The organism is Phytomonospora endophytica (assembly GCF_014202425.1).
Classification (GTDB): domain Bacteria; phylum Actinomycetota; class Actinomycetes; order Mycobacteriales; family Micromonosporaceae; genus Phytomonospora; species Phytomonospora endophytica.
On record NZ_JACHGT010000006.1, the window covers coordinates 344,458 to 366,265 of the forward strand.

Sequence of the window (21,808 nt, forward strand, 5' to 3'; positions counted from 1 at the left end):
AGCTACACCCAGCCGGGCTTGACCATCCCGCTTTCATAGGCCAGGATCACCAGCTGCGCCCGGTCGCGGACCCGCGCCTTCGTCATGATCCGGCTGACGTGCGTCTTCGCCGTCGCCGGGCTGAGCACCAGCCGCGCGGCGATCTCGTCGTTGGTCAGGCCCTCCGCGACCAGCGTCATCACCTCGCGTTCCCGCTCGGTCAGCGCGTTCAGCCGCGGCGACGGGTCGGGATGACGCACCCGCTGCGCGAACTCGCCGATGAGCTTGCGCGTGATCGACGGCGCCAGCAGCGCGTCCCCACGCGCGACGACCCGCACGCCGTGCAGCAGCTCCATCGGCTCGGTGTCCTTGACCAGGAACCCGCTCGCCCCCGCGCGCAGGGCGCCGTAGATGTAGTCGTCGAGGTCGAAGGTCGTCAGGATGATGACCCGAACCGCGGCGAGCTTCGGGTCGCCGACGATCCGCCGCGTCGCCTCCAGCCCGTCCAGGCGCGGCATCCGGATGTCCATGAGCACGACATCGGGCCGCAGCTGCCGCGTCAGCGCCACCGCCTCCTCGCCGTCGGCGGCCTCACCGACGATCTCGATGTCCGGTTCGCCGTCCAGGATGGACTTGAAACCGGCCCGCACCAGGGTCTGGTCGTCGGCGAGCAGGGCCCTGATCATGTGGTGCCTCCTGTGTTCGGGTCGAGGGGGAGGACCGCGCGGACGGCGAAGCCGCCGCCGGGGCGCACGGCCGCGTCGAGCGAGCCGCCGAGGGCGCGGGCGCGCTCGCCCATGCCGACGATGCCGTGCCCGGCGCTGCCGGTGGAGCCGGGGGTGCCCGCGCCGCCGGTGCCGTTGTCGAGGATCTCGACGACGACGCGGTCGGCGCCGTGGTCGACGCGCACGGTCACGGTGGTCGCGGCGGCGTGCTTGGTGACGTTGGTCAGCGACTCCTGCACGATCCGGTAGGCCGCCAGGTCCACCTCGGTCGGCAGTGCCTTCGGCTCACCGGCGACCTCCACGGTCACGTCGAGGCCGGTCGCGCGGGTCCGTTCGGCGAGCGTGCCGAGTGCCCCGAGGCCGGGCGCGGGCGCGACCGGCGCCTCCTCGTCGACCTGCCGCAGTACGCCCAAAGTGGACCGCAGTTCACGTAGCGCCTGCTTGCTGGTGTCCTTGATGGCGACGAGGGCCGCTTCGGCGCGGTCGGCGTCGAAGCGGTGCAGGGCGGCGCCGGCCTGGACGTTGATGAGCGAGATGTTGTGCCCGATGACGTCGTGGAGTTCGCGCGCGATGCGCAATCGCTCCTCACTGGCGCGCAGCCGCGACTCCTCCCGCCCGGCGCGTTCGGCGGCCCGGGCGCGCTCCTCGGCCTCGGCGAGATACGCGCGCCGGTTCTGCACGACCCCGCCGACGGCGACGATCGCGACGAGCCACCCGGCGAGCATGAACACGGCGACGTCGTCAAGGTGCCGCCGTTGGCTCCGCGCCTCCACCGACACGATCACCAGCATCGGCACGACCGCCAGCAGCGTCGCCGCGATGAGGCTCGACTCGGCCGCGACGGTGTACAACGCGACGAGGAACGCCAGCACGATGATCCCGTCGGGACCGGTGAACGGGTAGTAGAGGGCGTTGCAGACCAGCGTCACCAGCGCCACCGCGATCGGGTGGTCGCGCCGCCAGTAGAGGACCGCCGCGGAGATCGTGATCAGCGGCCAGGCCAGCCAGGAGTTGGACTCGGGCTGCCGTTCGGGGTTGCCGAGGCTGATCAGCGCGACCCCGAGGACGGCGACCCACACGGCCAGCGCGACCAGCGCGTCGGCGGCCCGGCCCCGCGGGGGCCACCAGCTCTTCACCACCCCCGCAGCATAGGCCGCCCTCATCCGGAGGTAGGAGGCTCGCGTCCGAGAGTCCTTCACGAAGATGGGTCCGATTACATCCGCAAGGGAGACGTGACGCCAAGATCAGCATGGGAACGTTGAATCCATGATGGAGATCGACGGGCTCCGAAAGAGCTACGGCGAGAAGGTCGCTCTCGACGGCGTGACCTTCACCGTCGGGTCGGGAGAGATGTTCGGGTTCGTCGGCGCCAACGGCGCCGGCAAGACCACGACGATGCGCATCGCCATGGGCGTGCTCGAACCCGACGCCGGCGAGGTCCGCTTCGACGGCCACCGCCTCGGCTTCGCCGATCGCAGGCGCTTCGGTTACATGCCCGAGGAGCGGGGCCTCTACCCCAAGATGAAGATCGCCGAACAGATCGCCTACTTCGGCGAACTGCACGGACTCGCGACGGCGAAGGCCCGCAAGTCGGCCGCCGACTGGCTGGAACGCCTCGGCCTCGCCGACCGCGCCGGTGACCACGTGCAGGACCTGTCCCTTGGCAACCAGCAGCGCGTCCAGCTCGCCGTCGCCCTCGTCCACGAACCGGAGGTGCTCATCCTCGACGAGCCCTTCTCCGGCCTCGACCCGATCGCCGTCGACACCATGGCCGACGTGCTCGCCGAGCGCAACGCCGCCGGGGTGCCCGTGCTCTTCTCCAGCCACCAGCTCGAACTCGTCGAGCGCATCTGCGACGCCGTCGGCATCATCGCCGACGGGCGGATGGTCGCGGTCGGCTCCGTCGGCGAGCTCCGCCGCAAGGAGGGCCGCCGCTTCCTCAAGGTCGCCGTGGAGGACGCGCCCACGGGCTGGGCCGACGCGCTGCCCGGCAAGGTCGTCGGCAACGACGACGGCGCGCTGCTCATCGAGACCGACGACGACCAGGCCGTCCTGGCCGGAGCCGTCAAGGCCGGGCGCGTGACGCACTTCGGCTGGCAGGAACCGACTCTGGTGGAGATCTTCCGGGAGGCTGTGGCGTGAACGGACTGTTTCTGGTGGCCCGGCGCGAGGTGCTCGTCCGGGGACGCACCAAGGGATACCTGATCAGCATGCTGATCAGCGCCGCGGCCGTGGTCGTCCTGGCGTTCCTGCCGAAACTCCTCGGCGGGCCCGACGAGTACAAGGTCGGCGTCGCCGGCACCGACACGGCCGTCATCAGCCAGGCGCTGACCTCGGTGAAGCCCTCCTCGCCGTCGCTGACCGGCGACGCGCAGGCCACGGTGAAGATCACCGAGTTCCCCGACGAGGCCGCCGCGCGCGCAGCCGTCGCCGACGGTGAGATCGACGCGGCCGTCGTGAACGGCGACACGCTCATCACCGACGGCGGCGTCAGCTCCGAGCTGTCGCTGATCATCGACACCGCCTACAAGCAGGTCGCGTCGAGCAAGGCGCTCGCGGCGGCGAACCTCCCGCCCGACCAGGTCTCGCAGGCCCTCGCCTCGGTCCCAGACATCCGGCAGGAGTCGGTCGGGGAGGACGCCGAGGAGGCCGGAGCGCGCCAGGCGATCGCCTCGATCGTGGTCATCTTCCTGTTCTTCATGCTCATGTACCCGGTGATGTTCGTGGCGATGGGCGTCATCGAGGAGAAGTCGAGCCGGATCGTGGAGATCCTGCTGTCGACGCTGCGACCGTGGCAACTCCTCGGCGGCAAGATCATCGGCCTGGGGATCCTCGGCCTGATCAACGTCCTGGTCATCGCCGCCGCCGGACTGGCCGCCGCGAGCGCCAGCGGCGTCATGCCAGACCTGCCGCCCGGCACGATCTCGACGGTCGTGGCGACGCTCGGCTGGTGGATGCTCGGGTACGCGTTCTTCGCCGCGCTGGCCGGTGCCCTCGGGTCGCTGGTGTCGCGGCAGGAGGACTCGAACTCGACGATCACGCCGCTGACGATGCTGATGATCGCGTGCTACCTGGTCGCGTTGTTCACCGCGGGCACCCCGAAGTCGACGCTCGCGGTCACGCTGTCCTACGTGCCGCCCTTCTCGGCGATGATGATGCCGATGCGCAGCGCGACCGGCTCGGTCGAATGGTGGGAACAGGTGCTCAGCGCGCTGATCCTCGCCGCGGCCGTCGTCGGGGCGCTGGCCCTGGGCGCGCGGATCTACCGGCGCGCGGTGTGGCGCATGGGTTCGCGCGTGAAGTTGATGGAGGCCCTGAAGGGGTAAGACGGGGGTACGCGCCCGGGCCCGGTGGTTGGGGAAGACCGCCGGGCCCGGGTTTTTCCGCGCCCGCAACGCGATGTTTCACGTGAAACATGCGTTCGGAGGCGCCGTCCACGCAAGAGGGACCCCGCAGGGCCCCTCCCTTCAACACGCGACCGTCAAGCCGCGTCGCCGTTCCGGTGCGTGGACACGGGCGTGCCGGCCAGCGCCGGAACCACCGTCCCCGCCGCGAACGCGGCGACCACACCGCCGACCAGTGGGCCGACGATGTACACCCAGATGGAGTCCCAGGCGACACCGCCGCCCGAGATCGTGAAGGTCAGGTCCGCGCCGACGACGCGGGCCAGGTTGATCGCGCCCGCGCCGGTGAGCGCCGCGAGCCCGAAGGCCGCGCCGACACCGAGCCCGCCGAGGGCCCGGCTGGAGCCCTCGAACGCGAAGTAGGCCGACACCAGGAGGAACGCGCCGATGGCCAGGCCGACCAGCGCGGTGACCAGGCTGCCGGAGTCGACTTTCGCCGACGTCCCGAGCACCTCGCCCTTGACGTCGTCGCCGGCGGCGCCCCACAGGAGCAGACCGCCGAGGAGCGCGCCGACCAGCTGGGCGACGACGTACCCGGCGGCGTCGAGCCAGCCGAGCCTGCCGCGCACGGCCAGGGAGAGGGTCACGATCGGGTTGAGGTGCGCGCCGGAGACTCCGGCGAACAGCCAGTACAGGAAGGCGAGGGCCGCGGCGTAACCGACGGTGGACACGAGTCCGCCGCCGGCCGCGTAGGCCAGGAGATAGGTGAGGAGGAGAGTGCCAAGCCCTTCGGCTGAAAGGCGCGACAGAGAGTTGGGACCCATGGGGTCACCTCCGGGGGTTGAACGCGCCGGTACTGCAGAGGTCGCGCGGCAACTCGGCGGGGCGGCCGTGGGCGTACCGAACGTCCTCTATGTCCAGTCTCCCACCGTCCGTCTAAAAGTGACAGTGGCGGCACATAACAAATACGTGACCACCGTGGACGTCACCGCGCGCGATCGCCGATGGACGCGATCTCCGCGGCGATCTGCGCCGTCGCGGAGTCGGCGAGCACGATCGTGAAGTGGTTCACGCCGTCGAGGAGCCGAGCCGTCAGCATGGGCGCCTTCCGTGTCCAGCCGTCGACGTTGCCCTTCGGCAGCATCCCAGGTGGGCGGCCGAGCATGCCCGCCGACGCGTGGAACAGCCGCGCCGGGAGGGTCAGCCTGATGAGGTCGGCGGCGACGAGATCGCCGTTGGCGAGCAGGTCGGCGATGTCGGCGCGCACCGATGCCGGGTCGGTCCGCGAGCGCACGGCGCCGGGGCCCCCGCAGATGTCGTAGCGGATGTAGGTCTCGATCTCGGGCGACCAGTCGTGCGCCAGCGCGGGCTGTCGGCGGTAGAAGTCGATGTAGTCGTCCTCGTCGGCGAAGGTCCGGCCGAGGCGGGTGACGGTGGGCGTGACGGTGTAACCGAGCAGGTCGGCGCCGTTCACGGCGGGCGGGGGCAGCCCTCCGTCGACGAGCACGAGGCCGGTGAACAGCTCCGCATGCCCGGCGGCGGCGCGCAGCGCGGCGTAGGCGCCCAGCGAATGTCCGGTCAGGACCGACCGGGTTTCGAGCCGTCGGGCGACGGCGACGAGGTCGGCGGCGTGCGCGTCCACTCCGTACGGGCCGGGCTGCCCGGCGCTGCCGCCGCGTCCACGCAGGTCCAGGGAGACGAGTCGCCAGTCGCCGGGGAGCCGCCGGGCGATCGAGGCGAACGAGATCGCCGAGGAGGTCAGGCCGTGGGCGGCCAGTGCGGTGTTCGCGGCGGCGGGATCACCGAAGACCAGGGCTTGGAGCTCGGCGCCCCGGACGTGGAACCGGCGGGTTTCCATGGCTGCCTCCTGACCCAACGTTAGCGGAGCGGGTCACCCCGTGGCGATCCAGGCGATCGCGGCGGCGGCGCAGGTCAGTCCGGCCGTCCGCGCGGCGGTGAGCAGCTGGGTGTGCGAGGCCGGCAGGTGGAGCATGCTCCCGGCGGTCCCGGCCGGGTACGGCACGGCGAAGCACACTCCGGCCACCGCGAGACCCGACCTTGTCAGGGCGGTCCCGCCGCCGTTGCGGCCGCGCGACCACCGACGGGCGCTCACCGAGCAGAAGCAGACCCGCCAGGACCGGGGACGGCGCAGGCCGTCGCGACGCTCACGACCGTCCCGGCCGTCTGCGCGTACGCCGCGATCACCACACCGTGACGGCCGCGCTTGGCGACGAGGGCGTAGAGGAGCGCGGTGCCGAAGCACAACGCCGAGGTCAGTGCGAGGGCTCACCCCATCGGCGCGACATACCCGAAGTAGGCGAAAGATTCACATTTCCTTGATCCACCGCAGGATCTCGCCGGTCACCAGCTCCGGCGCCTCCAGATGCGGGAAATGCCCCACGTCCTCCAGCAGCCGCCACTCGTAGCGCGCCTTGACGTAACGACCCGAACCCTGCGCCGTCCGCGGCAGGACACAGGTGTCGTAGGCGCCGTGCAGCTGAAGCGTCGGCACCCGGATCGGCTCCTGCATCAACCGCACGAACCGCCGCCCGGCCACCCGGATCCCCGTCCGGAAGACCCAGCGGTAGGCCTCCAGCGCGCAGAACGAGACCTGCGGGATCTGCATCGCCTCACGGCAACGCCTGGAGTACTCGACGAAGTCGGCCGTCCCCGTCCACTTCGGACCCGACCAGCGGCGGATGAACTGCCCGATCATCCGCGCACCGTCCTTGGTCACGACGTGCTCGTACCGGGGCAGCTGGAAACGCAGGATGTGCTTGCTCGCCGCGAGCTGACCGCGCGGGTCGACCGCCAGCGCCGTGCGCAGCCGCAGCGGATGCGCCGCCGACATCACGATCAGCCGCCGCACCATCTGCGGGTGGAAACTCGCCGCCGCCCAGCCGAGCATGCCGCCGAGATCATGGCCGACGATGACCGCGTCGCGCTCGCCGAGCGCGCGGATCAGGCCGGTGACATCGCTGGCCATCGTGTAGGCGTCGTAGCCGCGCGGCGGCTTGTCGCTGGCGCCGTACCCGCGCAGATCCATGGCGGCGACGCGGTAACCGGCGTCGGCGAGGGCCTCGATCTGCTTGTGCCACGTCCACCAGAAACCCGGGTAGCCGTGCAGCAGCAGGATCAGCGGCCCGGTGCCCATCTCGGCGATGTGGAAGCGGGAGCCGTTGGCGTCGACGAAGCGGTGACGCCACGGCCCGTCGATGAGCACATCGGTCTCGTCGAATGTCGCGGGCCGCATCATGAGCTACAGCCTACGAAGCCGCGCGATGCCTGTCCTGAGAAGAGGCTGAGAGCCGGGTCACGCACCGAGGTCGGGCTCGGACAGCAGTTCGACGGAGGTGTCGGTGACCTGCGAAGGATGTAGTTCCAGGACCACGACCTCGTTGTCGCCCTCGACGACCACCGGCCACGGCACGTACAGCGACTTCTGCGGTCCGGCGTTCCAGTAACGCCCGAGGAGGAAGCCGTTGACCCAGACGTGGCCCTTCACCCAGCCCGGGAGGGCGAGGAACCCGTCGGCGGGGGACTCGGCGGCGAAGGTGCCCCGATGGAACGCCGGACCGGGCGGGCTTTCGGTTTCGCCCCAAGGCAACGCGGAGATGTCGTCGAGCCCGAAGACCCGCGACTCCCAACCGTGCAGAGTCTGCAGGCGATGCCGTACACCGCCCAGGATCCCTTTGGACTCGCCGACCAGCGGACCGTAGTTGACGCGGCCCATCGACTCGACGAGCAGTTCAAGGGTCGCCTCGGGCGCGGGGGAGGCGAGGTCGATGTCGGTGCGGCCGTCGCGCTCGAAGACCGCGAGTTCACGGTCGTCGAGGAAGAGCTGCGCGCGGTCGCGGAGGTCGTCGACGGTGAGTTTCTGCGTCTCGCGCGGGCCGCGAAGGGTGTGGCGGTGGAGGACGAGGGCGTGGTCGACGCCGAGCTGCTCGAAGGTCGGCGGCATCGCCGAGGTGTGGGCGGGAAGGCCGGCCATGGCGGTGCGCAGCGAGAGGGTCTCGGTGAGGGCGACGCGTCGCGCGGGGAGGACGGGCGCCGGGGCGGGCGGCTCGACGTCGAGGGGGAGGTGGCGGCCGATGACCTCACGGAACAGGCCGTACTTGACGGTCGCCGCGCCGCGTTCGTCGATGGGCGCGTCGTAGTCGTAGGAGGTCACGGTCGGCTGGTAAGTGCCATCGTGGTTGGCGCCGGCCCAGGTGCCGAAGTTCGTGCCGCCGTGGGCCATGTAGATGTTGACCGACGCGCCCGCGTCCAGCATCTCGGCGAGGACCTGGGCGGCGTCGTGCGGGTCGCGGGTGTGGTGCGGCTCGGTCCAGTGGTCGAACCAGCCGTTCCAGAACTCCATGCACCAGGGGCGGTCGCCGGGCCGGACCTCGGCGAGCTTGGCGAAGGCCTCCTTGGGGCGCGACCCGAAGTTGACCGTCGCGGGGACGCCCGGAACGGTGCCGCCGGTCAGCATCGCGTCCTCGGGTCCATCGGAGGTGAACAACGGAACGTCGATGCCCCGCCTCACCAACCCGTCACATACGTACCGAAGGTATGTCAAGTCGCTGCCGTAGGAGCCGTACTCGTTCTCGACCTGGACGGCGATGACGTTGCCGCCCCGCGTCGCCTGCCGGGCCGCGACCCGGGGGATCAGCTCGTCGAAGAACGCGTCGACGGCGGCGAGGTAGGTGTCGTCCATGCAGCGCAGGGGCTGGTCGCGGTTCTCGGCGCGAAGCCAGACGGGCAGGCCGCCGTTCTCCCACTCGGCGCAGATGTAGGGGCCGGGACGCACGATCGCGGCGAGGCCCTCGTCGGCGGCGGCGAGCAGGAAGGCGTCGAGGTCGGCGATGCCGGTGAAGTCGAACTCGCCGCGGCGACGCTCGTGGAGGTTCCACGGGACGTAGGTCTCGACGGCGTTGGCGCCCATCGCGCGCAGCATGCGCAGGCGGTGCGACCACTGCTGCGGGAGGACCCGGAAGTAGTGCAGGGCACCCGACACGATCAACCGGTTCGGGTCGGTGAAATCAGCGGTAGTCAACACGATCCGACACTGTACCCACACTCCGTTCAGGTGACCAGCGGGCACGGTCACGACCCAGGCGACAAAAAGACGAAAACGGATCACGTCTAAGGGTTCACTACTCGCAGGTAAGGGCGTACAAAGGAAATGCGGACCTCGCACAACGTCCCCGGGATACGTTCCCAGACTGTTGAGGAGTGAGCTCCGTGCACGGCCACCAGGTACCCACGCGCGACCAGCCGCGGGAGGCGCGACGCGCCGGGTCCGACAGAGGACCCGACACGACGAGAACAGCGCACGCATGGTAGCCAGGACCGGACGTGCCAGCGAAAACGGCACCTCGCGAGAGGTGCCGTTTTCCGTGTTTCGTGGCGGCGTTCTGTTGGCGGCGCGGACGAAACCGCCTTCGCGGTATGGGATCGGGCCCGGCCCCCGCCGGTGCCGGGTTCCCGGCGTGGGCGGAGCGCGAAGCGGGGCTCGCACTCACGGGGCCGTGACTTGGATCCCCGGCTTGGCCGGTGAGCTCTTGAGAGCCTGTCCTCGTCCGGGTGGCGCGCGGACGTCTTGCCGCCCGCTTTGGGCGGAGCGGTGTTCCGGAAAACGTGAACGGCCCCGAGGGGCCTCCCGGCCTCCTCCCTACGTTCGACCGTAGCGCCGTCGCAGGCATGGGGTGGCGAACGTGAGCGGCGTTCGTTGTGGATAACCCACCGGTTGTGGACAACCGCCGGGCGTGCCCGGTCCGGGTCCGCGGAGCACTTCGGTCGGGCCCATGTTCAGGCTCGACCTAAATGTGGGCCTGACCTAATTCTCCGACACCAGATGCAGTCGTCGTCCGCGCATCGCCGGCACCGCGTCCTCTTCCCAGCGGAACGCGCGCAACGCCGAGCCCGGCCCCACCGTGAACGACTCCGGCGGCAGCATCGAACCCCTCACCCGCACCCACTCGATCCCGTCCCCCAGCGCGATCTCCCGAGGGCCGTCGTACACCACCCGATCCAGCGACAACCTCGTCAACGTCGGATGTCCGAACACCGACCCGTTGATCCGCGCCCGCGTGATCCGCAGCGTCCTGAGCAACGGCGTCACCACCGCGAAGTCCACATCCCGCAGATCGATCACCTCGCCGTCGGCCGGGCGCACCGTCAGCGAACGCACCCGCGTCCCCGCGTCCCGCAACCGCCTCGCCAACCCCGCCAGGTCGCCCCTGGCGGCCCCGATCACCACCAGATCGAGCGCCGAATCATCGCGCAGAAGACGAAGCAGACCACCCTCCGGGCCGGCGGTCGAACTCTTCGCTACAACCCCGCACATGGGGCGGGCGTCCCCGGACACGATCATCTCTCACGGCTCCTGTCGTTCGGTGGCGAGACCATAACCGCGCCCACCGACAAGACCGTCCCTTGTGGACTTTCGGTGCGCGCCGAAACGTCGCGGTCCTAACGTCATACCCATGATCGAACTCCGTGAAGCCGTCGCCGGGTACTTCATCTCCCGCAACGGCGAACATCCCATGACCCCCGCCGACGACACCTACGTCACCGCGTACTTCGCGACCCTCGACGAGGTCACCGCCGGTCGCGACGAAACATCCGACGACCTGCGCCGCCACATCCTCGCCGGGCGCCTGCCACTCCCCGGCTACCTCCGCTCCGACGGCACCGAGATGGTCCCCCCCGACTACCTCCGCCTCCCCGACGAGCACGGCATCGACGCTCTCCCCGAGGTCTTCGGCCTTGAATTCCTCGCCTACACCTCCGGCCGCTACGTCTGCCTCACGTCGGTCACCCCCGCCAACATCCGCGCCAAGGATCGCCTCGTCGTCGCCATCGAGACCCTCACCGCAGCGCCGAAGCCCGACGACGCGGGCTGGCTGGCGGAGTTGCATGCGGCGGTCGATGAGCTCGATGAACTTGAACCGCCGTTCACCTTGTACGACCGGCTCCGTTTCGGCGGCCCCGTCTCCCGCGACCGCTGCATCGACGCTGTACGACGGGACTACCCCGGGACTACCTTGTCGGGATGACCGTAACCGTGGGAATCGTCGGCGCCGGATTCATGGGCGCCGGCGTGGGCCGGGCGCTGCTCGACGGCGGCGCCCATGTCGTCACCGGCGTGGCCGGGCGCTCCGAACGGACCCGCCGCCTCATCGCCGACGCGGGACTCACCACCGTCGACCGCCTCGACGACGTCCTCGACGCCGCCGACGTCATCCTCTCGATCGTCCCGCCCGCCGCGGCCCTGGCCGTCGCGGGCGAGGTCGCCGGAGCCGTCGCGCGCACCGGGCGAACGCCGCTGTTCGCCGACCTCAACGCGATCGCGCCGCCGACCGTCGAGGCCGTCGCCGACCTGCTCGCCGACCTCGACGTCGTCGACGGCTCCATCTCCGGCCCGCCGCCCGACCGCAGCCCCGGCGCGACCGTCTACTTCTCGGGCCCCCGCGCCGCCGAGATCGCCGGACTCCCCTGGAACGGTTCGATCGAGCCGGTCATCGTCTCCGACCGGATCGGCGCGGCGAGCGCCGTGAAGATGTGCACCGCCAGCGTCTACAAAGGACTCGGTGCTCTCATGACGAACGCCCTGGCCACCGCCCACACGCACGGGGTCGTCGACCTCGTCGTCGGCGACCTCGGGCGGATGCTCGACCCGGTCGACAAGGTCGCGCTGTCGGCGTCCAAGGCCGACCGCTTCGTCGGCGAGATGCTGGAGATCGCCGCCACCCAGCGCGACGCGGGGTTGTCGCCGGCGCTGTTCGAGGCGGTCGCCGAGGTCTGGCGCGCCGTCGCGACGACGGAGCTCGCGCACACCGCGCCCGAAGACGTCGGCCGGAACGCCGATGCACAAGCCGTCGTTCGGAGGCTGCGCACGGGGGAGCTCGCGTCGTAGAGTGGCGCCGCGGCCGTATCCTGCGCTCGTCCGCGCCCACGCCCCTGTACTGAGAGACCACGCCGATGCCGACTCTGCTCGCCGCCGACATTACGAACGACGCCTTGTTCAACGGGCTCGCCTGGAGTTTCGCCATCAGCGGCGTCGGGCTGATGGTCGTCGCCGCGATCGGCGGGAAGAACACCGTCGGGAAGCGGGTCTTCTTCGGGATCCTCGGTCTGGTGCTGCTCGTCGTCGGGCTGTTGTGCCTCGGTGGCGTGTGGAACGAGATCTGGATCGGCGGCGGGAAGAGCACGCTGTGCATCCTGTTCGGGCCCTGGGCGGCGCTCATCTGGGGCGTCGTGGGCATCTTCAAGGAGAGCTCCAGCGGCGACAAGCGCGACGTGCCGGCCCCGACGGCGCAGCAGTGGAACCAGCAGAACCCGGGCGCGCAGCAGTGGAGTGCCCAGGGGCAGCAGGTGCCTCAGCAGTGGGGTCAGCAGCCGGGCGCGCAGGAGCCGGGCTGGGGTCAGCCGCAGACGCATCCCGGTCAGTGGGGCCAGCAGCCCGGGCAGGCGCCGCAGCAGTGGGGTCAGCAGCCGGGCGCGCAACCGCAGCAGCCGCAGCAGCCCGGCTGGGGTCAGCCGCAGACGCCTCCGGGATATCAGCAGTGGGGTCAGCAGCCCGGACAGTCCGGCCAGCAGCCCGGCCAGCCCCCGCAGCAGGGCTGGCAGCAGTACCCGCCGCAGGCCTGAAGCACTGCAACAACCCTGCAAGCAACCTGCAAACCCCAGCCCTTGAAAACTGGAAAGCGCTTTCCATAGCCTGAAGCTCCATCTCACCGACGCGGCCCCGGCACGTCCGCCGCGCTCGACCTTGGAGTTCCCGATGTCGCGAACCCGCACCCTCCTCGCCGCAGCGTCCCTCGCCTTAGCGGCCGCGTTACTCACCCCCACCCCGGCGACGGCCGCACCCGTCGCCTACGAGGCCGAGACCTCACCGGCCGTCTGTACCGGCACGATCGACGCCGACTGGCCCGGCTTCACCGGCGCCGGCTTCTGCAACGCCACCAACGCCGTCGGCGCCCACGCCCAGTTCACGGTCAACTCCGCGTCGGCGGGCAACGCGACCGTCGGCGTCCGCTTCGCCAACGGCACGACCACCGCGCGTCCGGCGCAGCTCGTCGTCAACGGCACGACCCTCCAGACACCCTCGTTCGAGGGCACGGGCGCGTGGAGCACCTGGGTCACCAAGACCTTCACCGTCCCCGTCTCGACGGGCTCGAACACGATCCGGCTCAGCCCGACGACCGCCAACGGCCTGCCCAACGTCGACTCCCTCACCTTCGACATCGGCGGCGGTACGACCCCGCCCGGCGACGCCCTCTACATCGCGCCGAACGGCCGCGACGGCGCCACCGGCACGGTGTCCGACCCGACGACGCTCACCTCGGCCATCACCCGCGTCGCCGCCGGCGGCACGATCTACGCGCGTGGCGGCGTCTACGCCCTGTCGCAGACCGTCCAGATCGCGGCCGGCAACAACGGCACGTCGAGCGCACGCAAGAAACTGTCCGCCTACCCCGGCGAGACCCCCGTCCTCAACTTCGCCGCCCAGAGCGAGGACCCCGCCAACCGCGGCGTCGCCGTCAACGGTGCCTACTGGCACATCACCGGCATCGTCGTCGAACGCGCCGGCGACAACGGCATCTTCGTCGGCGGCAGCAACAACATCTTCGAGCGCACGATCACCCGCTTCAACCGCGACACCGGCCTCCAGCTGTCCCGGACGGCGTCGAGCACCCCGCAGTCGCAGTGGCCGGCGAACAACCTCATCCTCAGCGCCGAGTCGCACGACAACGCCGACTCCGACGGCGAGGACGCCGACGGCTTCGCCGCGAAACTCACCTCCGGCCCCGGCAACGTCTTCCGCTACGCCGTCGCGCACAACAACATCGACGACGGCTGGGACCTCTACACCAAGACCGACACCGGACCCATCGGCGCGGTGACGATCGAGGACTCGCTGTCCTACCGCAACGGCACCCTCAGCGACGGGTCCCAGGCGGGAAACGGGGACCGCAACGGCTACAAGCTCGGCGGTGAGGACATCGGCGTCAACCACACCGTCCGCCGCAGCATCGCCTTCGGCAACGGCAAACACGGCTTCACCTACAACCGCAACCTCGGCACCATGTCGATCTCGTCGAACCTGAGCGTCGACAACACCGAACGCAACTACTCCTTCGACGGCGGGAGCTCGGTCTTCCGGAGCGACACCTCATGCCGCTCCGGCGGCGGGACCAATGACCGCGTCGTCGGCGACGCCGACTCCAGCAACCAGTTCTGGTCGGGGACCAACGGCTCACGCTGCTCGAACTACGGCGGAGCCCTCGGCTGGTCCTACGCCTCCGACGGGCGGCTCGTCGTCACCCTCGGCGGGAGAGTCGTGACCTTGTGACCGGTCCGCCGGGCGGGCGCGGAGACGTGCCCGTCCGGCGGCACACCACGCACATCCATGCGCGCCTCAGTCCATCACGCGCGCGCAGACCGTCTCCATGACCTCGCAGCCCTCCTCGACGGCCGAGGCGTAATGCCGCAGCCACGACCGCACACCATCGGGCGTCCCCGTCGCGAAGGCGTTCGCCGAGCCCACGTACTCCGGCTCACGAGCCGCGTGCCCCGCGTCGACGGCGACCAGCCCACGCGGGTCGAGGCCCCGCACCGCGAGGCACAACTTCCCCGCCGCCCGCGCGACCAGGCCGTTCCCCGTGTCGAAGACCCGCAGCGACAGCAACTCCGCCTCCACGACCGCGGCCAGGAGGATCGCCGGCGACTCGCGGTCGCTCACGACGAGGTCGCACAGCATCGACAGGCGCTCGCCGCCGCGGACCGGCCGCCCGAGTTCGTCGCCTTCGGCGACGCCCCTCGCGGCGAGCAGGTGCAGCCGCGCCAGCGCCTGCCTCGGTGCCTTCTCCCACACGCCGGCCAGCTCCGGCAGGGCGGCGGCGACGCGCAGGGCGCCTTGCGCGACCGGGTCGGTGACCGTCCCGCCGCGCACCTCCTCCAGGTCGTAGGAGGCGCCTTCGAGGGCGGCCGAGGCGACGGCGTCGATGAGCGAGACCTCGGTGGCGACCGTGGCGCCGTGGCGGCGCAGCGTCCGGTTCCACAGGGCCTTGTCGACCCGCGCCCGCGCCGAGTCGAGGGCGGCGGCGACGTCGGGAAGTTCCGTCAGCGGGGAGAGCGAGGTCATGACGCGACGTTACCGGTCGGTATGGATCTCGTGGATTCGGGCGGAAAGGTGGAAAACAACTTGATCTTGCGTGTTACTGCGCGCTGCTAGCAGTTCTGCTTCACTCACGTGCAACCTACGTGCTATCCGTGCTCAGGTCGGGCGCGCTAGTGTCATGGGTCATACGACAGACATCACGTCGCAGCGGCCAGGTGACGCGCGCGCAACGCCAGTACGACAAGGGAGCTCGTTGACCATGACAGACACCCCGCAGGAGACCCTCGCCAACCTCCTCACCGAGACCCGCAGGTTCGACCCGCCCCCGGCGCTGGCCGCGACCGCGAACGTCACCGCCGAGGCCTACGAGCAGGCCTCCGCCGACCGCCTCGGCTTCTGGGAGCAGGCCGCGCGCCGCCTGCACTGGGGCACCGACTGGGAGCAGACCCTCGACTGGACCAACCCGCCTTTCGCGAAGTGGTTCATCGGCGGGAAACTCAACGTCGCCTACAACTGCCTCGACCGCCACGTCGAGGCGGGAAACGGTGACCGCGTCGCCATCTACTGGGAGGGCGAGCCGGCCGGCGACGAGCGCGTCGTCACCTACGCCGAGCTGCTGACCGAGGTCAAGAAGGCGGCCAACGCGCTGACCGACCTCGGCGTCGTCGCCGGTGACCGCGTCGCGATCTACCTGCCGATGATCCCCGAGGCGGCCGTGGCGATGCTGGCCTGCGCGCGGATCGGCGCGACGCACAACGTCGTGTTCGGCGGCTTCTCCGTCGACGCGCTGTCGGGCCGCATCAACGACGCCACCGCGAAGGTCGTCATCACCGCCGACGGCGGCTACCGCCGTGGGAAACCCTCCGCGCTGAAGCCGACCGTCGACGAGTCGGTGGCCCTGGCCCCGTCGGTGGAGAAGGTCCTGGTCGTCCGCCGCACCGGCGAGGACGTCGCGTGGACCGACAAGGACGTGTGGTGGCACGACGCCGTCGGCGGCGCCTCGGAGGACCACGAGGCCCAGGACTTCGACGCCGAGCACCCGCTGTTCATCCTCTACACCTCGGGCACCACGGCGAAGCCGAAGGGCATCCTGCACACCACCGGCGGGTACCTGACGCAGGCCTCGTACACCCACCACGCGGTCTTCGACCTCAAGCCCGAGTCGGACGTGTACTGGTGCACCGCCGACATCGGCTGGGTCACCGGCCACTCCTACATCGTCTACGGGCCGCTGTCGAACGGCGCCACGCAGGTCATGTACGAGGGCACGCCCGACACGCCGCACCGCGGGCGCTTCTGGGAGATCGTCGAGAAGTACAAGGTCACGCTGCTCTACACCGCGCCGACCGCGATCCGCACCTTCGCCAAGTGGGGCGACGACATCCCCGCCAAGTTCGACCTGTCGAGCCTGCGCATCCTCGGTTCGGTCGGCGAGCCGATCAACCCCGAGGCGTGGATCTGGTACCGCGACAACATCGGTTCGGGCAAGACGCCGATCGTGGACACGTGGTGGCAGACCGAGACGGGCGCGATGATGATCTCGCCGCTGCCCGGCGTCACGTCGACCAAGCCCGGTTCGGCGCAGCGTCCGCTGCCCGGCATCGCCGCCGACGTCGTCGACGACGAGGGCAATTCGGTGCCGAACGGCGGTGGCGGCTACCTCGTGCTGCGGGAGCCGTGGCCGAGCATGCTCCGCACGATCTGGGGCGACGACCAGCGCTTCATCGACACCTACTGGTCGAAGTTCGACGCGATGTACTTCGCCGGTGACGGCGCCAAGCGCGACGACGACGGCGACATCTGGCTGCTCGGCCGCGTCGACGACGTGATGCTGGTGTCGGGGCACAACATCTCGACCACCGAGGTCGAGTCGGCGCTGGTCAGTCACCCGAAGGTGGCCGAGTCGGCGGTGGTCGGCGCGACCGACCCGATCACCGGACAGGGCATCGTCGCGTTCGTGATCCTGCGGGGTTCGGTCGAGCCCGACGACGGCCTGACCACCGAGCTGCGCAACCACGTCGCGGCCAAGCTCGGCCCGATCGCCAAGCCGCGCCAGATCATGCTGGTGCCGGAGCTGCCGAAGACCCGCTCGGGCAAGATCATGCGCCGCCTGCTGCGCGACGTCGCCGAGCACCGCTCGCTGGGCGACGTGACGACGCTCCAGGACTCGGCGGTCATGGACCTGATCTCGCAGGGCATGGACAAGGGCAAGCCGGAGGACTAGCCGGAACAGGCCTCATGACCTGGCGGCCCGGGCTTCGCGCCCGGGCCGCTTTTCTCATGCCCCGGCCCACCACGATGCCGGGGCACGGCCCTCAGTCGGCGAGCGCGTCGTCACGACCGCGTTCGCCCGCCGCGTCGGCGGTGTCCGGCGCGCGCCACTCGTACGGTGGCTCGACGGCCGCCGACGTGTCCACTTCGAGGGTGAAGCCCGGTCCGGCGGTGTACGTCTCGGCCCGGTCCTCGTGTTCGCGGGTGATCATGCCGACCCCCTTCTCGCGGGCAATCTGCCTATGCAGATTGCGTCTGTGGGGATCAACGAGCCGAGAGGGCGGCGGGTAACGGGTGCAAAAGGGTGAATTGGACTTACCCGACGTGGCCGGGTCGCACTCCACGTGTGCGGGTGCGCACGGAAGGTCTCCCGGGGTTTCCCGCCTAGGCGCGCGAGTCCAGCTCGTTGGCGCGGGTCAGGTCCTCGTCGAAGTCCACCTCGACGCAGCCGAAGGCGGAGATGTCGACGGCGCGCACGCGCAGCCCGTCGGAGGAGATCGCGCCTTCCAGACCGCCTTCGAAGTACTCGCCGTCGTCGACGAGGTCGAGGTGCCGGATGAAGGTCGGCCGGTCGCCCGGGGACACGAAGTTGATGCCGACGGCCTCGCCGAGCCCGCCGACGACCTTCTTCGACAGCTCGTTGATGTAGCCGTCGTCGTCGAGGGTGTACTTGACCTCCTCGTCGGCGACACGGGCGGTGTTGACGCACACGAAGCTGTTGCCTTCGCCGATGACCGGCGCGAGTTCGGCGAGCAGGCCCGGCTCGAAGACGACGTCGCCGTTGAACCACAGCACCCCGCCCGACGGGGCCAGGCGCAGCGCCTTCAGGAGGCTCTTCGAGGTGTTGGTCTGGTCGAAGAGCTCGTTGTAGACGAAGGAGGCGTCGCCGGCGGCGGCCTCCATGACCTGCTCCATCTTGAAGCCGACGACGATCGACACGTGCGCTTCGGGGAAGGTCGTGTGGATGTGGTCGAGCTGCTGGCGCAGGATGCTGCGGCCGTCGGCCAGCGGCGTCAGCGGCTTCGGGTGGGGGCGGCCGAGGCGCGTGCCCATGCCCGCGGCGAGGATGACGACGTTCAGCGACATCCCCTCACGCTACCCCGCGTTCACTTCCCCGAATCGAGTCGGCGGACGGAACTGCGCACGACCAGTTCGGCGACCGTCTCCTCGACGGTGTCGGCCGGGCCGTCGAGGGCCAGGGTGAGCGCGCGTGAGCCCATCTCGCCCAGCGGCAGGCGCACGGTCGTCAGTGCCGGTGACAGGTCGGCGACGACGGGCACGTCGTCGAATCCGGCGACCGACACGTCGCCGGGTACGGAGATCCCGCGCTCGCGGAGGGCCGTGCAGAAGCCGGTGGCCATGACGTCGCCGGTGACGAACACGGCCGTCGCGGGCACGTCGAAGGCGCGGCCGGCCTCGTAGCCGCCGTCGCGGCTGAAGTCGGCGTGCCGTACGGCGCCCGGGTCGAGCGTGATCCCGGCGGCGGCGAGGCCCTCGGTGAACCCGGCGAGGCGTTCCCCGACGGTCAGGAGGCTCGGGGGGCCCGCCACGACACCGTATGAGCGGTGCCCGGCGGCGGCGAGGTATTCGGCGAGGCGGCGGGCGCCGGCGTGGTTGTCGGGCCGCACGACCGCGCCGGGCAGGCCCGGCTGGCCGACGGCGACGACGTTGGAGCCGCCGGCGCGGAGTTCGTCGAGCTCGGCGGCCAGTTCGGCCTCGGCGGCCTCGTCGGTGGTGCGTGAGCCGACCAGGATCGCCCCGCGGGGGCGGTGGGTGCGCAGGGCCGCGAGGTGTCCGGCCTTGGCGCGGGGGTCGCTGCCGGTGTCGGCGATGAGGACGCGCACGCCGCGGGCGTCGGCGGCGGCGAGGACCCCGCCGGCGATGGCCGCGAAGTAGGGGTCGGCGACGTCGTGGAGGAGCAGCGCGATCGTGCCGGAGGTCTTGCGGGCCAGGGCCTGGGCCTGCGCGTTGGGGGCGTAACGAAGCTCACGCGCGGCGGCCAGGACGCGCTCGTGGAGGGTCTTGGTGACCCGGTGGGGGGAGCCGTTGAGGACGCGGGACGCCGTCGCGGGGGAAACCCCGGCGAGGGCGGCCACGTCGGCCAGCCGGGCCTGCCGCTGCGTGGACATCTGGGGAAGGTAACACCCCGCGGCCAGGGAGTACGAGTCAGTGAAAGGGCGTGGCTCAGCTCCCGGCGGCGAGCGCGAGGCGCTTCCTGCGGCGCTTGGTGTAGATGATCAGCCCGGCCGCGACGACGACGCCCAGGCCGAGGGCGATCGTGGCCGTCGGGATCGCCGGGCGCTCGCGCAGGTTCGCGAAGCGGCGGCGCAGCGAGATGGGGTGCTTGAAGGTGACCATCGGCCAGTCGCGTTCGGCGGCGACCTTGCGCAGCGCGCGGTCGGGGTTCACCGCCGTCGGGTGGCCGACGACTTCGAGCATCGGGACGTCGGTGACCGAGTCGCTGTAGGCGTAGGACTCGGCGAGGTCGTAGCCGCGCTCGGCGGCGAGTTCGGCGATGGCCTCGGCCTTCACCGGGCCGGCGACGTAGGTCTCGACGTCGCCGGTGTAGCGGCCGTCGGCGACGACCATGCGGGTGGCGATGACGTCGTCGACGCCGAGCAGCTGCCCGATCGGCCGGACCATCTCCTCGCCGGAGGCCGACACGAGGATGACGTCGCGCCCGGCCGACTGGTGCTCCTCGATGAGGGCGGCGGCCTCGGCGTAGATGTAGGGATCGATGAGGTCGTGCAGCGTTTCGGCCACGATTTGCTGAACCTGCTCGATGGGCCAGCCCGCGCACAACTTCGCGAGATAGTCGCGGGTGCGGGCCATCTGGTCCTCGTCGGCCCCGGCGATCTTGTAGACGAGCTGTGCGTAGGCCGCACGCAGGACGGCGCCCCTGCTCATCAGGCCACCTTGGTACAGGGGCTTCCCGAACGCGAGGACGCTCGACTTGGTGATGACCGTCTTGTCGAGGTCGAAGAACGCGGCGCTAGCTGCCATGCCGAAGAGTCTATGTGGGGTAGACAAACGGCCGTGTGTCGTGCCACGTCGTGCCTCCCGGGTCGACGGCGGGGTGCATCTTCGGGCATGCTTGTGGTACACAAACAAGTGACGCGGTTTCATCTCCAACCTTGTTCCCGCGCACAAATGAACCCTCAGCGGTTGCCTCCCCCCGTGGCCGCTGAGCGGGTCTGGCTCGCATCCCCCCCGGAGCCGGACCCCCCGACGGCCCCTGTCTTCCCCCCCGATAGGGGCCGTCCTCTACCCCGGAAAGCTCCGCGCCTTTTCCCGGCGCCGCCGCGCGCCGTCCACGATGGACCGCCGCCCGGCCCGAGTCCGGTGTGGACGGTGCCGGTGACGCCTATGCTCACGGCGCCTCCTCGTTCAGCGTGAACGGCGCCACGGGCCCGGCCCGGGCGCCCGCCGTCGCCGCGCCGCCGAGAGCGGCCGTCGGCGCGAACCCCGGAGTCACGCTCACCGTCACGACGGCGTCCAGCCCCTCCAGAGCGCACGACTCGACCGTGGCGCCGTTGGCACCGGCGATCGCCGCCGCCCGCGCGCACGCCTCGCCCTGCCCTTCCAGGGCACGGCCCGCCGCGGCGAGCGCGGCGAAGTCCGCGGCGGACTGAGCGCGGTGCCTGGCGTGCAGCGCCGTGGCGAAGGTGACGCCGAGCAGGGCGAACAACAGCACGCTCAACGCGACCGCGAGAGCGCTGACGGAGGCCGCGCCGGTGTCGTCGCCGGGGCGGAAGGGGTGGAAGGGGCGGAAGGGGTGGGGAGTTTGGGGGGTTGGGCGGGACCGGGGGGACTGGTGGTACTGGTGGCTTCGGGGGGTTGGGCGGGCTTGGTGGCTTCGGTTCATGGTGGCTCCTTTCGCTCGTGCGGGGTGGCCCGCGCCTCTCATTCGGCTGTCTTTGCGTTGCCCGCGTTCCGTGCCCGTGCTGCTCGTGATCGGGTGGTCCGGGCCCCGCACCTCGCACCCCGCACCCCGCGCGTCGCTGGTGTTCGCGAGGCCTCTTGCTTGGAGCCTCACGTCTCTCGCGCTGCTCGCGTTCGGGCGGTCCGGGCTCCGATTTCCGCGCGCTTCCGTTCGCGAGGCCTCTCGCTTGGAGCCTCACGTCTCTCGCGCTGCTCGTGATCGGGTGGCCCGCGATCCCTCGCGTGCGCGTGTTCGAAGGCCCGCGCCCCGCGCTACGCGCGTTGCTTGTGTTCGGGCGGTCCGGGCTCCGCATTCCCGCGCGTTTCCGTTCGCGAGGCCTCCCGCTTGGAGCCTCACCTCTCTCGCGCTGCTCGTGATCGGGTGGCCCGCGATCCCTCGCGTGCGCGTGTTCGAAGGCCCGCGCCCCGCGCTACGCGCGTTGCTTGTGTTCGGGCGG

Annotated in this window: 21 protein-coding genes; 7 read left to right on the forward strand and 14 right to left on the reverse strand. The window is 70.7% G+C overall.

Annotated features, from left to right (window positions below):
* Positions 1-2 precede the first annotated feature (2 nt).
* Together HNR73_RS16050 and HNR73_RS16055 are read right to left on the reverse strand one after the other, a co-directional pair.
* A complete protein-coding gene (locus HNR73_RS16050; protein WP_184788264.1) occupies positions 3-665 on the reverse strand; it encodes a response regulator transcription factor in 663 nt (220 codons plus the stop codon).
* A complete protein-coding gene (locus HNR73_RS16055; protein ID WP_239121912.1) occupies positions 662-1,843 on the reverse strand; it encodes a sensor histidine kinase in 1,182 nt (393 codons plus the stop codon). Before HNR73_RS16055 ends, HNR73_RS16050 begins: the two co-directional genes overlap by 4 nt.
* A 127-nt stretch (positions 1,844-1,970) precedes the next feature.
* Between HNR73_RS16055 and HNR73_RS16060 the strand changes: the two genes are divergently transcribed.
* Together HNR73_RS16060 and HNR73_RS16065 are read left to right on the forward strand one after the other, a co-directional pair.
* Positions 1,971-2,846, forward strand: coding sequence for an ABC transporter ATP-binding protein (locus tag HNR73_RS16060; RefSeq protein WP_184788266.1), 876 nt, complete (start codon positions 1,971-1,973; stop codon positions 2,844-2,846).
* Positions 2,843-4,030: an ABC transporter permease gene (locus tag HNR73_RS16065; RefSeq protein ID WP_184788267.1), complete on the forward strand. Its 1,188-nt coding sequence runs from the start codon at positions 2,843-2,845 to the stop codon at positions 4,028-4,030. Before HNR73_RS16060 ends, HNR73_RS16065 begins: the two co-directional genes overlap by 4 nt.
* 155 nt (positions 4,031-4,185) lie before the next feature.
* Here HNR73_RS16065 and HNR73_RS16070 read toward each other — a convergent pair whose 3' ends face one another.
* From HNR73_RS16070 to HNR73_RS16095, 6 genes are all read right to left on the reverse strand, one after another.
* Positions 4,186-4,872: an aquaporin gene (locus tag HNR73_RS16070; protein ID WP_184788268.1), complete on the reverse strand. Its 687-nt coding sequence runs from the start codon at positions 4,870-4,872 to the stop codon at positions 4,186-4,188.
* A gap of 161 nt (positions 4,873-5,033) precedes the next feature.
* A complete protein-coding gene (locus HNR73_RS16075) occupies positions 5,034-5,906 on the reverse strand; it encodes an alpha/beta fold hydrolase (protein ID WP_184788269.1) in 873 nt (290 codons plus the stop codon).
* Positions 5,907-5,939: 33 nt separating this feature from the next.
* Entirely contained in the window at positions 5,940-6,161 is a 222-nt protein-coding gene (locus HNR73_RS16080) for a hypothetical protein (RefSeq protein WP_184788270.1), read from the reverse strand.
* 213 nt (positions 6,162-6,374) lie between these two features.
* A complete protein-coding gene (locus tag HNR73_RS16085) occupies positions 6,375-7,304 on the reverse strand; it encodes an alpha/beta fold hydrolase (protein ID WP_203685691.1) in 930 nt (309 codons plus the stop codon).
* A 57-nt stretch (positions 7,305-7,361) separates the two neighbouring features.
* Complete coding sequence (locus HNR73_RS16090; RefSeq protein WP_239121911.1) at positions 7,362-9,089, reverse strand: glycoside hydrolase family 35 protein; 1,728 nt, start codon at positions 9,087-9,089, stop codon at positions 7,362-7,364.
* Positions 9,090-9,869: 780 nt separating this feature from the next.
* A complete protein-coding gene (locus HNR73_RS16095; protein ID WP_184788272.1) occupies positions 9,870-10,406 on the reverse strand; it encodes a hypothetical protein in 537 nt (178 codons plus the stop codon).
* Positions 10,407-10,518: 112 nt separating this feature from the next.
* Between HNR73_RS16095 and HNR73_RS40745 the strand changes: the two genes are divergently transcribed.
* From HNR73_RS40745 to HNR73_RS16115, 4 genes are all read left to right on the forward strand, one after another.
* A complete protein-coding gene (locus HNR73_RS40745; RefSeq protein WP_203685689.1) occupies positions 10,519-11,091 on the forward strand; it encodes a DUF6058 family natural product biosynthesis protein in 573 nt (190 codons plus the stop codon).
* Positions 11,088-11,951: an NAD(P)-dependent oxidoreductase gene (locus HNR73_RS16105; protein WP_184788273.1), complete on the forward strand. Its 864-nt coding sequence runs from the start codon at positions 11,088-11,090 to the stop codon at positions 11,949-11,951. Before HNR73_RS40745 ends, HNR73_RS16105 begins: the two co-directional genes overlap by 4 nt.
* A gap of 65 nt (positions 11,952-12,016) precedes the next feature.
* Positions 12,017-12,685, forward strand: coding sequence for a hypothetical protein (locus HNR73_RS39065; RefSeq protein WP_203685687.1), 669 nt, complete (start codon positions 12,017-12,019; stop codon positions 12,683-12,685).
* A gap of 133 nt (positions 12,686-12,818) precedes the next feature.
* Positions 12,819-14,390 (forward strand): right-handed parallel beta-helix repeat-containing protein, encoded by a 1,572-nt coding sequence (locus HNR73_RS16115; protein ID WP_184788274.1) that lies wholly within the window; start codon positions 12,819-12,821, stop codon positions 14,388-14,390.
* A 66-nt stretch (positions 14,391-14,456) separates the two neighbouring features.
* Here the strand turns inward: HNR73_RS16115 and HNR73_RS16120 are convergent, their stop codons facing one another.
* Positions 14,457-15,182: a Fic family protein gene (locus tag HNR73_RS16120; protein ID WP_184788275.1), complete on the reverse strand. Its 726-nt coding sequence runs from the start codon at positions 15,180-15,182 to the stop codon at positions 14,457-14,459.
* A gap of 235 nt (positions 15,183-15,417) precedes the next feature.
* On the opposite strand from HNR73_RS16120, the gene acs reads away from it, so the two are divergent.
* Positions 15,418-17,382 carry an acetate--CoA ligase gene (gene acs / locus HNR73_RS16125; protein ID WP_184788276.1) on the forward strand — a complete coding sequence of 655 codons (1,965 nt, stop codon included), beginning with the start codon at positions 15,418-15,420 and terminating at the stop codon, positions 17,380-17,382.
* Between the two features lie 91 nt (positions 17,383-17,473).
* Here the strand turns inward: acs and HNR73_RS16130 are convergent, their stop codons facing one another.
* From HNR73_RS16130 to HNR73_RS16150, 5 genes are all read right to left on the reverse strand, one after another.
* Entirely contained in the window at positions 17,474-17,641 is a 168-nt protein-coding gene (locus HNR73_RS16130; protein WP_184788277.1) for a hypothetical protein, read from the reverse strand.
* A gap of 172 nt (positions 17,642-17,813) precedes the next feature.
* Positions 17,814-18,515: a phosphocholine cytidylyltransferase family protein gene (locus HNR73_RS16135; RefSeq protein WP_184788278.1), complete on the reverse strand. Its 702-nt coding sequence runs from the start codon at positions 18,513-18,515 to the stop codon at positions 17,814-17,816.
* Between the two features lie 20 nt (positions 18,516-18,535).
* Positions 18,536-19,558: a LacI family DNA-binding transcriptional regulator gene (locus HNR73_RS16140; protein WP_184788279.1), complete on the reverse strand. Its 1,023-nt coding sequence runs from the start codon at positions 19,556-19,558 to the stop codon at positions 18,536-18,538.
* A gap of 55 nt (positions 19,559-19,613) precedes the next feature.
* Complete coding sequence (locus HNR73_RS16145; RefSeq protein WP_184788280.1) at positions 19,614-20,432, reverse strand: HAD family hydrolase; 819 nt, start codon at positions 20,430-20,432, stop codon at positions 19,614-19,616.
* A gap of 367 nt (positions 20,433-20,799) precedes the next feature.
* Positions 20,800-21,294, reverse strand: a complete 495-nt coding sequence (locus tag HNR73_RS16150; RefSeq protein WP_184788281.1) for an Rv3654c family TadE-like protein — start codon at positions 21,292-21,294, stop codon at positions 20,800-20,802.
* Between the last annotated feature and the right edge of the window lie 514 nt (positions 21,295-21,808).

What these genes read in the sequence shown, in the direction of transcription:
- HNR73_RS16130 (WP_184788277.1), bottom strand. Translation starts at nt 17,641, where the DNA reads ATGATCACCCGCGAACACGAGGACCGGGCCGAGACGTACACCGCCGGA.
- HNR73_RS39065 (WP_203685687.1), top strand. Translation starts at nt 12,017, where the DNA reads ATGCCGACTCTGCTCGCCGCCGACATTACGAACGACGCCTTGTTCAAC.
- HNR73_RS16140 (WP_184788279.1), bottom strand. Translation starts at nt 19,558, where the DNA reads ATGTCCACGCAGCGGCAGGCCCGGCTGGCCGACGTGGCCGCCCTCGCC.
- HNR73_RS16085 (WP_203685691.1), bottom strand. Translation starts at nt 7,304, where the DNA reads ATGATGCGGCCCGCGACATTCGACGAGACCGATGTGCTCATCGACGGG.
- HNR73_RS16115 (WP_184788274.1), top strand. Translation starts at nt 12,819, where the DNA reads ATGTCGCGAACCCGCACCCTCCTCGCCGCAGCGTCCCTCGCCTTAGCG.
- HNR73_RS16135 (WP_184788278.1), bottom strand. Translation starts at nt 18,515, where the DNA reads ATGTCGCTGAACGTCGTCATCCTCGCCGCGGGCATGGGCACGCGCCTC.
- HNR73_RS16120 (WP_184788275.1), bottom strand. Translation starts at nt 15,182, where the DNA reads ATGACCTCGCTCTCCCCGCTGACGGAACTTCCCGACGTCGCCGCCGCC.
- HNR73_RS16060 (WP_184788266.1), top strand. Translation starts at nt 1,971, where the DNA reads ATGATGGAGATCGACGGGCTCCGAAAGAGCTACGGCGAGAAGGTCGCT.
- HNR73_RS16070 (WP_184788268.1), bottom strand. Translation starts at nt 4,872, where the DNA reads ATGGGTCCCAACTCTCTGTCGCGCCTTTCAGCCGAAGGGCTTGGCACT.
- HNR73_RS16145 (WP_184788280.1), bottom strand. Translation starts at nt 20,432, where the DNA reads ATGGCAGCTAGCGCCGCGTTCTTCGACCTCGACAAGACGGTCATCACC.
- acs (WP_184788276.1), top strand. Translation starts at nt 15,418, where the DNA reads ATGACAGACACCCCGCAGGAGACCCTCGCCAACCTCCTCACCGAGACC.
- HNR73_RS16095 (WP_184788272.1), bottom strand. Translation starts at nt 10,406, where the DNA reads ATGATCGTGTCCGGGGACGCCCGCCCCATGTGCGGGGTTGTAGCGAAG.
- HNR73_RS16075 (WP_184788269.1), bottom strand. Translation starts at nt 5,906, where the DNA reads ATGGAAACCCGCCGGTTCCACGTCCGGGGCGCCGAGCTCCAAGCCCTG.
- HNR73_RS16105 (WP_184788273.1), top strand. Translation starts at nt 11,088, where the DNA reads ATGACCGTAACCGTGGGAATCGTCGGCGCCGGATTCATGGGCGCCGGC.
- HNR73_RS40745 (WP_203685689.1), top strand. Translation starts at nt 10,519, where the DNA reads ATGATCGAACTCCGTGAAGCCGTCGCCGGGTACTTCATCTCCCGCAAC.
- HNR73_RS16050 (WP_184788264.1), bottom strand. Translation starts at nt 665, where the DNA reads ATGATCAGGGCCCTGCTCGCCGACGACCAGACCCTGGTGCGGGCCGGT.
- HNR73_RS16150 (WP_184788281.1), bottom strand. Translation starts at nt 21,294, where the DNA reads ATGAACCGAAGCCACCAAGCCCGCCCAACCCCCCGAAGCCACCAGTAC.